The 14,935-nt window shown below is 70.6% G+C and carries 11 protein-coding genes; 4 read left to right on the top strand and 7 right to left on the bottom strand.

Features of this window, described 5'->3' with window-relative positions; genetic code table 11:
- Window positions 1–201 precede the first annotated feature (201 nt).
- Complete coding sequence (locus G6G98_RS08820) at window positions 202–1,686, top strand: discoidin domain-containing protein (RefSeq protein ID WP_208321458.1); 1,485 nt, start codon at window positions 202–204, stop codon at window positions 1,684–1,686.
- A gap of 47 nt (window positions 1,687–1,733) precedes the next feature.
- Window positions 1,734–3,665: a chondroitinase-B domain-containing protein gene (locus G6G98_RS08815; protein WP_164234775.1), complete on the top strand. Its 1,932-nt coding sequence runs from the start codon at window positions 1,734–1,736 to the stop codon at window positions 3,663–3,665.
- 203 nt (window positions 3,666–3,868) lie between these two features.
- Here G6G98_RS08815 and uxaC read toward each other — a convergent pair whose 3' ends face one another.
- Window positions 3,869–5,281, bottom strand: a complete 1,413-nt coding sequence (gene uxaC, locus G6G98_RS08810; RefSeq protein WP_164234827.1) for a glucuronate isomerase — start codon at window positions 5,279–5,281, stop codon at window positions 3,869–3,871.
- 134 nt (window positions 5,282–5,415) lie between these two features.
- On the opposite strand from uxaC, the gene G6G98_RS08805 reads away from it, so the two are divergent.
- Complete coding sequence (locus tag G6G98_RS08805) at window positions 5,416–6,747, top strand: mannitol dehydrogenase family protein (protein ID WP_164234774.1); 1,332 nt, start codon at window positions 5,416–5,418, stop codon at window positions 6,745–6,747.
- Window positions 6,748–6,749: 2 nt separating this feature from the next.
- The gene (locus G6G98_RS08800; RefSeq protein ID WP_067355476.1) at window positions 6,750–7,796 is read left to right on the top strand and encodes a LacI family DNA-binding transcriptional regulator; all 1,047 of its coding nucleotides are present in this window, start codon (window positions 6,750–6,752) and stop codon (window positions 7,794–7,796) included.
- Between the two features lie 310 nt (window positions 7,797–8,106).
- Here G6G98_RS08800 and G6G98_RS08795 read toward each other — a convergent pair whose 3' ends face one another.
- The 6 genes from G6G98_RS08795 to G6G98_RS08770 form a co-directional block, all read right to left on the bottom strand.
- Complete coding sequence (locus G6G98_RS08795; RefSeq protein ID WP_067355479.1) at window positions 8,107–9,588, bottom strand: polysaccharide lyase 6 family protein; 1,482 nt, start codon at window positions 9,586–9,588, stop codon at window positions 8,107–8,109.
- 105 nt (window positions 9,589–9,693) lie between these two features.
- Complete coding sequence (locus tag G6G98_RS08790) at window positions 9,694–11,016, bottom strand: alpha-L-fucosidase (protein WP_084788401.1); 1,323 nt, start codon at window positions 11,014–11,016, stop codon at window positions 9,694–9,696.
- The gene (locus tag G6G98_RS08785) at window positions 11,000–11,746 is read right to left on the bottom strand and encodes a tyrosine-protein phosphatase (protein ID WP_164234773.1); all 747 of its coding nucleotides are present in this window, start codon (window positions 11,744–11,746) and stop codon (window positions 11,000–11,002) included. Before G6G98_RS08785 ends, G6G98_RS08790 begins: the two co-directional genes overlap by 17 nt.
- 19 nt (window positions 11,747–11,765) lie before the next feature.
- Window positions 11,766–12,632: a carbohydrate ABC transporter permease gene (locus tag G6G98_RS08780; RefSeq protein WP_067355486.1), complete on the bottom strand. Its 867-nt coding sequence runs from the start codon at window positions 12,630–12,632 to the stop codon at window positions 11,766–11,768.
- Window positions 12,629–13,600: a carbohydrate ABC transporter permease gene (locus tag G6G98_RS08775; protein ID WP_243842064.1), complete on the bottom strand. Its 972-nt coding sequence runs from the start codon at window positions 13,598–13,600 to the stop codon at window positions 12,629–12,631. The genes G6G98_RS08780 and G6G98_RS08775 overlap by 4 nt, the downstream gene beginning before the upstream one ends.
- Window positions 13,597–14,934, bottom strand: coding sequence for an ABC transporter substrate-binding protein (locus G6G98_RS08770; RefSeq protein ID WP_164234772.1), 1,338 nt, complete (start codon window positions 14,932–14,934; stop codon window positions 13,597–13,599). The genes G6G98_RS08775 and G6G98_RS08770 overlap by 4 nt, the downstream gene beginning before the upstream one ends.
- Window position 14,935: the final 1 nt, after the last annotated feature.

The raw sequence follows: 14,935 nt of genomic DNA, 5'->3' as shown, positions 1-14,935 counted from the left end.
GCGTCTCCCGTCTCCCGCCGCCCGCCGCCGCACGAGACGGCACTGGCATGAGAGCTATCTCGTGGCATAGAGTGATCCTGCTCGGCCTGGCAAGCGTTTGCCAAAAATGCTGGTGCGCGATGGCCGAGTAATGGTAAGAAGTTTTACGAACGGTGCCGACCGGCTCCGTCGGATGCTCTTCGAACCGCGCAGGAGACGACGATGTCACACGCACGACCCACCGTCCGCCGACGGCTGCTGACCATGCTCGCGGCCGCAGCCGTCGTACTCCCCCTCGCCGTCGCCACCTCGGCGGCAGCCGAGGCGACGCCGACCCTGATCTCTCAAGGCCGTCCGGCGACGGCATCCTCCCTGGAGACCTCGTCCTTTCCCGCGAGCGCCGCCGTCGACGGCTCCGCGAGCACCCGGTGGGCCAGCCTCGAGGGCGTCGACCCGCAGTGGATCACCGTCGACCTCGGCGCCGGAGCATCCGTCAGCCGGGTGCTGCTGAACTGGGAGGCCGCCTACGCGACCGACTACACGATCCAGCTCTCCGCCGACGGGACGGCCTGGACCACCCTGGCCGCGGAGACCGACGGCGACGGCGGCATCGACGACATCACCGGCCTCAGCGGCACCGGCCGCTACCTCCGGGTGCACGGCACCGCCCGAGGCACGTCCTACGGCTACTCGCTCTGGGAGCTGCAGGTCTACGGCGCCGCCGGCACCGGCACCCCGCCGGCCGGCACGGTCGTCGACGTCGCCACCTCCGCGCAGCTCACCGACGCTCTCGCCGCCGCGGTGCCGGGGCAGACCATCCGGCTCGCCCCCGGCACGTACCAGGGCAGCTTCGTCGCGACGAGGCCGGGCACGGCATCCGCTCCGATCACGCTCACCGGACCGCGCAGCGCGATCCTCACCAACGACGGCCCCAGCGGCACGCTGAACGGATGCCCCCACCCGGGTGACGGCTGGGACTCCGGCTACGGGCTCTGGCTGTACGGCGCCTCGCACTGGAACGTCACCGGCCTGACCGTGGCCGACGCGAAGAAGGGCATCGTCCTCGACGCCGCCACGCACGTGACGATCGACGGCGTGCTCGTGCGCGACATCGAGGACGAGGGCGTGCACTTCCGGAAGTCCTCGGCGGACGGCGTGATCCGGAACTCCGAGATCACCCGCACCGGGCTCGCGCAGCCCGGCTACGGCGAGGGCCTCTACCTCGGCTCCGCGAAGTCGAACTTCCCCTGCTACGCCGACTCCTCGGGGCGCGACCGCTCCGACCGGGTGCAGGTCATCGACAACGTCTTCGGACCGGGCATCGCCGCCGAGCACATCGACATCAAGGAGGGCACCGCCGGCGGCGTCATCCGCGGCAACGTCTTCGACGGCACGGGTCTCTCCGGCCAGAACTCGGCGGACTCCTGGGTCGATGTGAAGGGCAACGGCTACCTCTTCGAGGGCAACACCGGCGCCTTCTCCAGCCCCGGCACCTTCGCCAACGGGTACGAGACGCACAACCCCCTCGAGGGGTACGGCTGCGGCAACGTGTGGCGGAGCAACGACTCCGATCTCGGCGACGTCGGGAAGTACGCCGTGCTCGTGACCTCGACGTCGAAGTGCTCCGGCAACCCCAACAGGGTGTACGCCTCCAACACCGTCAGCAATGCGGTGAACGGACTCACGAACATCGCGGTCACGCCGTGATCCCGACGCAGTAACCCCACCCCCCATCAACGAAGATCGGAAACTGCATGATGAAGACCACCCATCGGGTCATCGCGGTGCTCGCCGCGGCGACGCTGTCGCTGACCTGCGTGCCGGCGGCCGCCGGCGCCGCCGAGACCGCTCCGCTGCACGCCGCGCCGGCAGGCCAGGCAGGGCCGCTGACCGCCGCCGAGGTCGGACCGCTCGCCGAGACCCTCATCTCGCAGGGGCGTCCGGCGACGGCATCCTCCCTGGAGACATCCGCGTTCCCGGCATTCGCCGCCGTCGACGGCTCGTCGACCACGCGCTGGGCGAGCGAAGAAGGCGTCGACCCGCAGTGGATCACGGTCGACCTCGGCGAGGGGGCGACGGTCTCCCGCGTGCTCCTGAACTGGGAGGTCGCCTACGCGTCGAAGTACAAGGTGCAGATCTCGGACGACGGCACGAACTGGACCACGCTCAAGGACGAGACCGCCGGCAACGGCGGAACCGACGACATCACGGGCCTGAGCGGAACCGGCCGCTACCTGCGCGTCTACGGCACCGCCCGTGGCACGTCGTACGGCTACTCGCTCTGGGAGCTCCAGGTCTACGGCACGCCCGGCACGACGGGCGGTGGCGGAACCAGCGGCCCGACAACCACGGTCACCTCGATCTCGGCGCTGCAGAGCGCGATCAACGCCTCCGACCCCGGCGACACGATCGTGCTGAAGAACGGCAGCTACAGCGTCTCCTCGGCGGTGAGCCTCGGCTCCAGCGCCTCCGGGACCTCATCGGCGCCGGTGGTCGTCAGGGCCGAGACCGTCGGCGGAGTGACGCTCACCGGATCATCGAGCTTCTCCTTCTCCGGCGTGCACGACATCAGCATCCAGGGGTTCCGGTTCACGCAGTCGACGACGATCGACGTGGGCTCGAGCAGCAAGGCGGTGGACTTCGTCCGCAACGAGTTCGCGTTCTCCGACGCGGCGAATCACAACCTGATCGTCCGCTCCGACGACTCGGAGATCGCGTACAACTGGTTCCACGGCAAGGACTCGATCGGCGTCTACCTCGGCATCGAGGGTCCCGACAGGGTGACGGTCGCCAAGAACTCCCACATCCACCACAACTACTTCTCCGACCACAACTTCACCGGCACCAACGGCGGCGAGCCGATCCGCCTCGGCACCAGCCCGAAGGCGCTCTCCAGCGGCGGCGCGATCGTGGAGTACAACCTGTTCGAGAACGCGAACGGCGACCCCGAGGCGATCTCGGTGAAGACGAGCGGCCACACCATCCGGTACAACACGATCCGCAACAGCGAGGGCGGCATCGTGCTGCGCCACGGGAACGACAACAAGGTGCTGTCGAACTACATCATGAACGGCGACAACGGCATCCGCATCTACGGCAACGACCACGTCATCATGAACAACCACGTGAGCGGGATCACCGACACCGACGGCGCCATCATCGTCGGCTCCGGCACGGTGCGCGATCACTTCGTGGGCGAGAGCGACGACTCGCGTGAGCAGTACGACGCCCCCGACCGCATCCGCATCGGCCTGAACACCGTGGCGAACAACGTCAACGGGCTCGCGGGTGAGACGCACCGCACACTTCCGCCGCTCCGTGTGACCATCGTGGACAACATCTTCCAGGGGTCCACGGGCAAGCTCGCCGACGTGCCGCTCATGCAGGACTTCTACTGGCGCGGCAACATCCTGTGGGGATCGGCCGCCAACGGCAACATCCCCACGGTGGGCTACACCCGGGTGAACCCGCAGCTCGCGCAGGACGCGGCGGGCGTGTGGAAGATCGGCTCGTCGAGCCCCGCGGTGAACGCGGCGTTCATGACCGACCACGGCACCTGGGTGACGGACGACATCGAGGGCCGGCTGCGTGCGGGCGTCTACGACGTCGGCGCCCACGAGGTGACGAGCAACCCGGCGACACGTGCCCCGCTGACCACGTCGAAGGTCGGCCCTAGCGCGCCGTAGCGGCCGGAGGGGGAGCGCCGGGGAGGGATTCCTCCCCGGCGCTTCGTCGCGTTCGGGCCGTCGCGACGTGGTGCAGAATTCCTCAAGACCGCACGCTGCTCCCGTGTCGTGCCGCGTGATCCCGCCCTTCGAGATGCGCCCGCAGGCGGAATCTGAGGAGTTGTGAACGGGCAGGGCGGCCACCGGGCCTCCGGCCCCGCCGCTCAGCGCGGGATGCGGAAGGTGTCGTACGGGATGCGCTGCACCAGGTCGAGGGCGATGTCGGCGGCATCCGCCTCGGTCAGTCGATGCGTGGCGACCAGGGAGGCGAGGTACGAGGCGTCCGCCCGGCGGGCCATGTCGTGCCGCGCGGGGATCGAGCAGAACGCCCTGGTGTCGTCGATGAACCCGGATGTCTTCGCGAAGCCGGCGCTGTCGGTGATGGCGCGACGGTAGCGTTCCATGGCGTCGGGGGTGTCCAGGAACCACCACGGGGCGCCCACGTACACGCTCGGATAGAAGCCCGCGAGCGGGGCGAGCTCGCGGGAGAACGCGGTCTCGTCGACCGTGAACAGCACGAGCCGCAGCGCCGTGCCGGTGCCGAAGTCGTTGAGGGCGCGCCGCAGCGGCTCGGTGAACGTCGTGGGCAGCGGCAGGTCGTGACCGGTGTCGGCGCCGTGCCGCGCGAGCGTCGGCGCGTGGTGGTTGCGGTGCACCCCGGGGTGCAGCTGCATGACCATGCCGTCCTCTGCGGACATCTCGATCAGCCGGTACAGGATGTCGCGGCGGTAGGCCACGCCCTCTGCGGCGGTCGCGCGGCCCCGGAGCCCGGCGGCATGGATGCGCTCCGCCTCGGCCGCAGCGAGCGGCACGGCCCACGCGTCGGCGACGCCGGTGTCGGTCGCTGTGCCGCCGAGGCCGCGGAAGTACGCGCGACGGGCGCGCAGCGCCTCGAGCAGGCCGGAGTGGGTGCCGCAGGGGATGCCGGATGCCGCGGCCAGCCGGTCGAGCGCGGGGATCCACCCGGGTGTCGCCGGGTCCATGATGCGGTCGGCGCGGAAGGTGGGCAGCACCCGGCCGTGGAAGCTCGGATCCTCGGCGAGGGCGCGGTGCGCGGCGAGGTCGTCGGCGGGGTCGTCGGTGGTCGCCAGCACGTCGACGCCGAAGCGCTCGAACAGCGCGCGGGGGCGGAAGTCGTCCTCGGCGAGGCGCTCGGCGATCTCGTCGTACAGGGCGTCGGCGGTCTCCGCGCTGAGGCGCTCGGAGACGCCGAAGACCTCGCTGAGCTGATACTCGAGCCAGTACTGCACGGGCGTGGCGCGGAAGAGGTGCCAGTGGGCGGCGAGCACGCGCCAGGCCGCGCGCGGGTCGACCGCGGGCTCTCCGGCGGGGGCCTGCACGGTGCCGAGGGGGACGCCGGCGCCGTGCAGCACGCGGGTCACGTAGTGGTCGCCCGTGATGAGGAGGTCGGTGGGGGAGGCGAAGGGCTCGTCGTCCGCGAGCAGGGCGGCGGGCACGTGACCGTGCGGGGAGCAGATCGGTGCGTCGGCGACCGTGAGGTAGAGCTCGCGGGCGATGTCGCGGGTGATCGGATCGCTCGGGAAGAGGCGGTCCGGATGCATCTTCGTGGTCGGCATGCTGTCCTTCGGCGGGTCGTGCGCAGGGGAGGGCCCCGGCTCGACGTTACCGGTCACAGTCCGTTATGGCAACCGTTTGCCATTACACTGGGGGAGGCCGACGCGGACGTCGGCTCCAGAGACGAGGAGACCGCATGCACGACGGGCATCCCGGGGCCGAGACAGCCACCGTCGCCCACCTGGGCGTGGGCGCCTTCCACCGCGCCCACCAGGCCTGGTACACCCAGCGGGCGGCGCCTGCGGGGGAGAGCTGGAGGATCGCGGCCTTCACCGGACGCTCCGGCGAGCAGGCGCGGCTGCTCCAGGCTCGCGGGGGGCGGTACACGCTGCTCACCCGCGGGGCGGACGGCGACGCGTTCACGCAGATCGGCAGCATCCGCTCGGTTCACGACGGGTCCGACCGCCAGGCCTGGGAGGCGGTCCTGGCCGACCCCGGCACGAACGTCCTCACGCTCACGATCACCGAAGCCGGGTACGCCCTCGACACCCGCGGCCGGCTGGACACGGCGGCGCCGGCGGTCGCCGCCGATCTGCGTCACGCCGCCGACCCCGAGGCGCCGATCGCCACCGCACCGGTGCGCCTCGCCCTGGGCCTCGCCGCGCGGCGCAGGTCCGTTGCGGGACCGCTCACCGTCATCAGCTGCGACAATCTCGGCGGGAACGGCGCCGTCACGCGGTCCGTGGTCCTCGGCGCCGCGCTGGCCCTCGACCCGTCCCTCGCCCGCTGGATCGAGCAGAGCGTCGTCTTCCTCTCCTCCATGGTCGATCGGATCACGCCCCGCACGACCGGTGCCGACATCGACGAGGTCGAGCGCGCCACCGGCATCCGCGACGAGGGCACCGTGGTCACCGAGCCGTTCTCCGAGTGGGTCATCGAGGAGGGCTTCGCCGGCCCGCACCCGGACTGGGCGAGCGCGGGCGTCCGCTTCACCGCCGATCTCGGCCCCTACGAGCGACGCAAGCTCCGCATCCTCAACGGGGCGCACTCGCTGCTCGCGTACCAGGGGCTGCTGCGCGGCGTGGACGATGTCGCCGGCGCCTTCGGCGATCCGGCGCTCCGCGCCCTCGTCGAGGAGTACTGGGAGGCCGCGGCGGCGAGCTGCGACCTCCCCGCCGCCGAGCTCGCCGAGGCGATCGCGGCGACCCGCACGCGGTTCGCCAACCCGCGCATCCGGCACCTCCTCGCCCAGATCGCGACGGACGGCGCGCACAAGCTGCCGCAGCGCGTCGTGCCCGTGCTCGCGCATGCGGTGCGCAGCGGCGGCGCGGTCTCGGCGCCTGCGTCGGCGATCGCCGCATGGGCGGTCGCCGGCGGACACTCCGAGACCGAGGTCGACGCGCTGCTCGCCGGCGTGGACGAGTCCGGCGTCATGCGCGCGATGCGCGCCGCGATCGGGCGGGAGATCCGTAGGCTGGACGCGGACCCGATCGGCGCCGTTCCGCGTGCCGAGGCAGTGAGGAGCTGACATTGGCTGATGACAGCGCCGTCGGAGAGCCCGGCGAGACGGATGCCGCGTCGGAGCGCCCGTCGGAGAGCGTCACCATCTACGACGTCGCGAAGCTCGCGGGCGTCAACCCGTCGACGGTGTCGCGTGCGCTGAACCGTCCCGGCCGCGTGAACGCCGTCACCGAACGCCGGATCCGCGCCGCCGCCGAGTCGCTGAACTACCAGGTGAACCCGATGGCGCGGGCGCTGCCGACCGGTCGCACCTCGATCGTGGGGCTCGTCGTCTCCGACATCACGAACCCGGTCTTCTTCGACGTCATCCGTGGTGCGGAGGCGGCCGCCACGCGCGCGGGCTACACCCTCGTGCTCACCGAATCCGAGGAGTCGGACGAGCGCGAGTACGAGCGCGCCCAGCGGATGCTGCGCATGGTCGACGGCCTGCTGCTGGCGACCCCTCGCATGTCGGACGAGCAGATCACGGCGCTCGCGAGGCAGAAGCCGGTCGCCGTCGTGAACCGCCTCATCGACGATGTGCTCTCCGTGGTGCCCGACCTGCAGCACGGCATCGCGGAGGCCGTGCGTCACCTGCGTGGCCTCGGCCACAGCCGCATCGCCTACGTGCCGGGGCCGACGCTGTCGTGGATGGCGCGTCGCCGCGGCGAGCTGCTCGCCCAGCGCTGCGAGTGGGCGCACATCGACCTCGTCACCCTCGACCCGGTCGCGCCGACGGTCGTCGGCGGGCGCAGCGCGGCGGTCGCCGTGCGCGACAGCGGGGCGACCGCGGTGTTCGCCTACAACGACCTCATCGCAATCGGCCTCATGCAGGAGCTCGTCGAGACCGGCATCCGGATCCCCGGCGACATCAGCGTCGTCGGCTTCGACGACATCTTCGGTGCCGACTTCACCTCTCCCTCCCTCACCACGGTGAAGTCCCCGCTGCGTGAAGGAGGCGACCACGCCATGAGCGCCCTGCTCGGGCGGGTCACCGGCGGCGAGGCGCCCAGCGGCGGCTTCGACCTCGCCACGAACCTCGTGGTGCGCGGCTCCACCGGTCCCGCCGCGCACTGATCCCCGCCTGCCGGCCCGAGGGCACTCCGCCGGAGGGGCCCCGGCGGCATCCGCGGGGTGCCGCGTCGTACGGCATCCGTGCTCGTCGGCATCCGCGTTGGTGCGTGGTCGAAAAGGCTGCTCCGCGGCCCGTTTCCGGTGCGTTTCTGACCGTGCAGCGGTTCCGGATGCCGGTGGGGATGCGCTTCTGACCTCGCACGGTGAACCGGACCGACCGACCGCCTCGCACCGCCCCGCCCAGGGCGCACGCGAAGCAGCCGGCCGCACTCGATGAGACGAGCGCGACCGGCCGCGAGGGCGAAGACCCGGGTCAGGGCGCGAGCGGGCCCACGTCGGCCGTGGTCAGGGGCTCGCGCTGCGCACGGCTCGCACCGAACTCGTGCGCGCCGACGTCGGCGATGCCGGTGCGGCGGCGGCCCTCGATGTCGTCGCGGACGACGGCGGAGTGGTCCTGCGTCGCCGCATCGATCGCGGGGCTGCCGGCGCCGATGCGCAGCACGTCGGCCGCATCGCGGGTGAGCAGCGGGTCGACGCGCGTGAAGCCCTCGGTGGGCAGATCACCGTCCGACGCTGCGCCCCACAGGATGTTGCCCGCCCAGGTGAATCCGCTCGACACGGGCACCTTCGCGAGCACGCCGGTGTCGCCCTGGAAGATGTTGTCGACGATGACGCAGTCGGCCGGCGCGATCGGGCGGTGGGTCTCCCCGGAGACGCCGCCGGCGTTGCCGACGATGGTGTTCAGCGCGACGCGCACCCGCTCCGCCGCGTCGTTCTTGTTGCGGGAGTTCGCGGGCTCCCCCTCGTAGTGGTCCTTCACGGTGCCGGCGCCGAGCACGATCGCCGTGTCCGCCGTCTCGCCGATGTAGTTGTTCACGATGACGTGGTCGTTGCCGTAGATGCGGATGCCGCGCTCGCCGCGGATGATGTGGTTCGCCTCGACCCTCGTGCGGTTGCCGTGGCGCAGCACGATGCCGCCGCCGCTGTCGCGGATCGTGTTGTAGCGGATGACGTTGTCGCTGGACTTCACCGAGATGGCCTCGGGGTCGCCGTTCGTGCGCTCGAACAGGTTGTACTCGATCACCGCGTAGGCGCTGCTGAGCGCCCGCGGGCTCACGCCGAGGCGGATCGGCTCGCCGCCGTTGTCACCGGGAAAGGTGTGGTCGGAGAAGTAGTTGTGATGGATGTGGACGTTCTCGGCCATCTCGGTCGAGTTCGCGCCCTCGATGCCGAGGAAGATGCCGAGCGTCGACTTGCCGTGGAAGTGGTTGTACTCGACGACCGTGTCGTCGGCGCGCACCATCACGCAGTGCATCCCCTCGATGTCGGCGAGGACGAACTCGTTGCGGCTCAGCGTGATCGCCCGGCAGCTCGCGGGGATCTCCAGCGTCGTCGACTGCGTGAACACGAAGCCGCTGATGACGACGTCGTGCGTGCCGTCGAATGCGAAGCTGCGCGCACCGGTGAGCGTGACTCCGCCGATGGACTCGGCCATGATCGTGAGCGGCTTGTTCCAGCGTCCGCCGACTCCGGCGAGGTCGATCGCACCGCCCTCGGGCACCGCGTAGGTGCCGTTCGCGACGATGATCGTGCCGCTCGACTCGGGGTCGGCGGCGTCGATCGCCGCCTGAAGCTGCTCGAGCGACGACACGTGGGAGTACGGGCCGCGGCCCGGCAGCATCGGGACGACGGATGCCGCGGCACGGCCGAACGCGGACGCTCCCGCCTGCTGCGGGATGGCGATCGCTGCGGCGGCACCGGCGACGGCGGACAGGATGAATGTACGGCGCTTCATGTTTCCTCCTCGTTGAGGGTTGGGGGTGTTGAGGGCGTGGAGGACCGGGCCCCTCGACGCGGTCCCGAGGGGGGAGACGAGACGGGGGATGAGAGGCCCGGCCGGTCAGGGGGCTTCGGCGAGGAACAGCTCGATGACGGGCACCGGGGTGTCGGGGCGCTGCACGGGCAGCTGCAGGGTGAGCGTGCCCTCGGGGAGGCCGCCCATCAGGGTGTTCTGCGCGACCCGGTCGGGGTCGATGTGCAGCGGGATCAGCTCTGACGCATCCGCCATCAGCTGGGCGTAGCGGACCTTCCCGGCGAGCCCCGGCAGATGCAGGTGCTTGAACGGCCAGGAGTAGAGGTGCACGTACAGGCGGTCGCCGCGCAGCGTGTAGCGCGTGTCGCTCGGCGCCGGGAAGGGCGCGGGGCCTGCGCCGTGGACGGACCTGGCGTGATCGTCCATCCAGCGGGCGATCTCGGCGAAGGTGCGCTGCGCGCTGGCGTCGATCCGGCCGCGGCCGTCGGGTCCGACGTTCAGCAGCAGGTTGCCGTCCTTGGAGACGCCGTCGATGAGGAGCTTGATCAGGGACTCCGGGCTCTTCACATCGAGGTTGTCGCGGTCGTAGCCCCAGCTGCCGTTGAGCGTCTGGCAGGCCTCCCACGCGACGGGCTCCCCGTCGCGCGTCATCGGCTCCAGCGGCTGGTACTGCTCGGGGGTGACGACGTCGCCGGGGATGCCGAGCCGGTCGTTGACGACGATGCCCGGCTGCAGGGCCCTGACGAGGCAGAGCAGGTTCTCGGCGTCCCAGTCCACCGCGCCCTTGCCGCCCCAGTAGTCGGGGTGATGCGTGTAGGAGAAGTCGAAGAAGAGGTAGTCGATCCGCCCGTAGCCGGTGAGCAGCTCGCGCACCTGGCCGTGCAGGTAGCGCTGGTAGTCGCGGATGTCCCGGGTCGCGGCGGCAGCCTTGAAGTCCTCGTCGTCGCGCTGCGGATGCGTGCCGTCGACGGGGAAGGACGGGTGGTGCCAGTCGATGAGGGAGTAGTAGAGCCCGACCCGCAGCCCCTCGGCGCGGCAGGCCTCGACGAACTCCGCGACGGCGTCGCGGCCGAACGGCGTGTTCACGGAGGTGTAGTCGGTGAGCTGCGAGTCCCACAGGCAGAACCCGTCGTGGTGCTTCGCGGTGAGCACGACGTAGCCGGCGCCCGCGGCCCTGGCGGTGCGCGCCCAGGCCCGGGGGTCGTAGCGGTCGGGGTCGAAGTGCGCGAAGTACGGCTCGTAGTCGGCATCCGTCATCCGCTCGTGGTTCTTCACCCACTCGTGCCGTGCCGCGAGGGAGTACAGCCCCCAGTGCACGAACATCCCGAGGCGGGCCTCGGTGAACCAGGCGAGCCGGTCGTCGGTCGTCAGCGTGGCCGGTGCGAAGGCGAGATCAGCGGATGCCGTCATGACGGTGCTCCTCGGTGATGGTGTCGGGTGCGACGAGGGCGGCGCGGAGCGCGGCGAGCTCGTCGGCGGTGAAGTCGTGGGCCAGGAGGTAGTCCGCCGCCGATCCCCATTCGGCGTCGAGGGCGGCGAGCGCGTCGCGCATGACCTCGGCGGGTGATTCGGTGGCGAGCATCCATGCGTGCCGCGACTGCGGGTACTTCGCGGCGAGACGCTCGGAGGTCGCCCGCCGGTGCGCAGCGGGGATGAGGTCGGCGGTGAGCGCGTAATCGGCGACGACGGCGTCCCGGTCCGCCCCGACGGCGGAGAGTGCGAGTGCGATCGTGACCCCGGTGCGGTCCTTGCCGGCCGTGCAGTGCACGAGCGTCGGGTCGCCGGCGGCGATCACGCGCAGCGCCGCGACGAGCTGCGGGGCGCATTCCGCGAACAGGTGCGCGTAGATCTCGCCGAGGCTGTAGTCCTCGAGGAAGAAGGAGCGCGCGGACCCGAGGAACAGGGGGATGCGGGTGATCTCCGCGTCGCCGCGAGCCGTGACGTCCTCCGCGACCTCGTCGTCGGCACGGAGGTCGACGATGCGGCGCACCCGGGCGCGCAGCTCCTCGACGGCGTGAGCGGGGAGCCCGGCGAGATGACCCGAGCGGAACAGCCGTCCGCTGCGGATCGTCCCGCCGGAAGCGGGGATGCCGCCGACGTCACGGAATCCGGTCACGCCGTCGATCATGATCACCGCCATGGTCCTGTCCTGGTCCCGGTCAGCCCTTGAGCGCCCCGGACGTGAGTCCGCGGGCGAACGAGCGCTGGAACAGCAGGAACACGATCACCGACGGGGCGAGCGCGAGCAGCGAGGCCGCCATCACCACGCCGGGGGTGACCTCCGGCTCGATGCGCAGGGTGCGCAGGGCGAGCGGCAGGGTGTACGTGTCGCTCGAGGTCGAGACGAGCAGCGGGAGCAGGTACTGGTCCCAGATCATCGTGAACCCGAACACGCCGATGACGCCGAGCGCGGGCTTGCACAGCGGCACGATGATCTGGCCGAAGACCCGGAGCTCGCTGGCGCCGTCGATGCGGGCCGCCTCCTCGAGCTCGAGCGGGACGTCCTTCATGAACTCCGTCATCACGAGGATCGAGAACGCCCAGGCGCCGATCGGCACGATCATGCCGGCCAGGGTGCCCATCAGGTTGAGGTGCACGATCGGCAGGTCCGCGAGCAGGATCGACAGCGGGAGCGCCAGGATCTCGTCGGGCAGCATCATCGTGGCCAGGATGGCGACGAGGGCGAGCGCCGAGAAGCGGAACCGCTTGCGGGCGAGCGCGTAGCCGGCGAGCACCGAGACGATCACCTGCAGCAGCAGGCCGAAGCCGACCACGAAGAAGGAGTTCATCAGGTAGCCGAGCACGCCGAAGTCGAAGGCGACGGCGAAGTTCTCCAGCGTCGGCCGGGTCGGGATGACGCTGAGCTCGGTGGGGTCGGTGACCTCGCTGAACGCGCCGGACAGCAGTGCGACCAGGGGGCCGGCGAACAGGGCCACCACGAGGGCGTACAGCACGACCTTCACGCCGATGCCGACGACGGTGCGGCTCTCGGTCAGGCCGAGGGCGGTATCGGTTCCGGCGCTCATGCGTCCTTCTTCCTGCGCAGGAGCAGCTGGACTCCGACGGTCAGCACCAGGGTGGCGAGGAACAGCAGCACCGCGCCCGCCGAGCCGACGCCGAGCTTCTGCTGCTCCAGGCCGAGCTTGTAGAGGAGGGTCATCACGACCTCGGTGGCGCCGTTCGGGCCGCCGTTGGTCATCAGGTACACCTCGGTGAACACCCGGAAGCCGCGGATGGCGGCGAGGATGAACAGGATCGTGAACACCGGGCGCAGACCCGGCAGGGTGACGTGGACGATGCGCTGCCAGCGGTTGGCGCCGTCGACCGTCGCCGCCTCGTAGAGCCCGCGGTCGATGCCGGCGAGCCCGGCGAGGATGATCATCATGTCGTAGGGTCCGCCGCGCCAGATGCCCATCAGCATGATCGACCACATCGCCGAGTCGGGGCTGTTGATGTACTCGCTGGGGCCGAGGCCGAGGAAGCCGATGAGGGAGTTCAGGAACCCGTCGGGGGACGGGTGGTACATGATCCGCCACAGCTCGGCCACCACGGCCATCGGGACGACGACAGGGAGGAACGCCGCGGAGCGGATGAAGGAGAGCTTGCGGGTCTGGCCTTCGAGCAGCAGCGCCAGGACGAAGCCGAGGAGGAGGCATCCGGCCGTCTGCCCGACGGCGAGGATGAGGGTGTTGACCGTCGCGTCCTGGAAGGCAGGGTCGGCGAGGATCGTCTGGTAGTTCTTGAGGCCCACGAACTCGTTGCCGAGGTAGGGGCGCACGTTCTCGACCGACATCGAGACGGCCTGGACCATCGGGATGTAGCGGAAGACGAGGAAGAGCAGGAGAGCGGGGGCGAGGAAGGCCCACGGGACCCACCACTGTCCCTGCACGCGGTGGCGGCGACGCCGCCGGGCGGGCGGCGGGGACGCGATGGCCCCCGCCGCCGCCTTGGGAGCGTCGGCCGCGGTCGCGGCGTCGGCTGTGTGGATGGTCACTGCTTGAGGATTCCCTGCGTCAGGAGCTCGGCGGTGAGCTTGCCGTCGAGCTTGGTGAGTTCCTCCTCGACGTCCAGCGAGCAGTCCGCGAGGAGGGCGTTGATGGTGTCGGCGCTCATCTGGCGCACCGGGGTCCAGCTCGGGATCGTCGGCGCGTAGTGGCCGCTCTCCTTGTAGGCGGTGGCGAACGTCTGCCAGCGCGGGTCGTCGCGGACGTCGGAGATGTCGACCTTCTCGTTCACCGGGAGTTGGATGGCGAAGGCATCCGTGCCCTCCATGCCGAACTTCTGCGCCTCGGGGCTGACGTACCAGTCGGCGAACGCCGTCTGGCCCTTCTCGTTCTCCGACCCGGCCATCAGGTAGACGGTGCCGCCCTCGGCGAGCACCGAGCCGTCCTTCGGGCCCTCGGGTGCGGGGACGACCTCGTACTTGTCGGCGCCGAGCACCTTGTCGAAGCGCGGCATCATGTAGGGGCCGGTCACGTACATGCCCGCGACGCCCGACTCGAAGGCCTCATTGGTCGGAGGGGTGTCCATGCTCGGGGCGCCCGGCTGGACCACGCCCGCCTTGCACTGCAGATCGCGGAACCAGGTGGTCGCCTCGATCGCCTCGTCGGAGGTCATCGAGGGCAGCCACTCGTCGCCGGAGCCCGTGATGAAGTCGCCGCCGGCGGCCCACAGGAAGTTCGAGAAGTACCAGGACGCGTAGCCGCGCTTGGTGGAACCGGGGACGGCGAGCCCGTACGTGTCGGCCTGGCCGTTGCCGTCGGGGTCGTTCTCGGTGAAGGCCGTGGCGACCTCGAGCATCTCGTCCCAGTCGGTCGGCGCTTCGAGGCCGAGGTTCTGCAGCCAGTCGCTGCGGATGAAGAGGGCGTTGGCCTGCGCCGAGTACGGGATGCCGTACGTCTTGCCGTCGACGGCCTTGCCGGCTTCGAGCGCCTGGGCGGTGAGGTTCTTGGAGTTCTCGATGTCCTCGAGGTCGATCTCGCGGAGGATGCCCTGCGACTGCATGGTGCCGAGCTGGCTGACGTCGTTGAGCACGATGTCCGGCAGGTCCTTCTGGCCGGCGCGCTGGGCGAGCTTGATCTCGAAGTCGTCGAAGATCGCGGTGACCTCGGCCTTGAAGCCGGTGGCCTCGGTGAACGCCTCGACCTGACGGATGGTGGCGGCCTCGCTGGGACTGCCGGGCGTGGTGCGCGTCCAGATCTCGAGGACGGCCTCTTCGTCCTGCTTCACGCCGGAGCCGCCTTCGGGAGCGGGGGCTGCGCTGGAGCAGCCGGCGAGTGCGAGCGCGGCGACGCCGAGGACGGCGGCTGCTTTCATCTTTGTGTGCATG

Source organism: Microbacterium hydrocarbonoxydans, from assembly GCF_011752045.1.
Classification (GTDB): Bacteria; Actinomycetota; Actinomycetes; order Actinomycetales; family Microbacteriaceae; genus Microbacterium.
The sequence above is the reverse complement of the archived record's forward strand: the minus strand, read 5'-3'. Positions and strand labels throughout refer to the sequence as shown.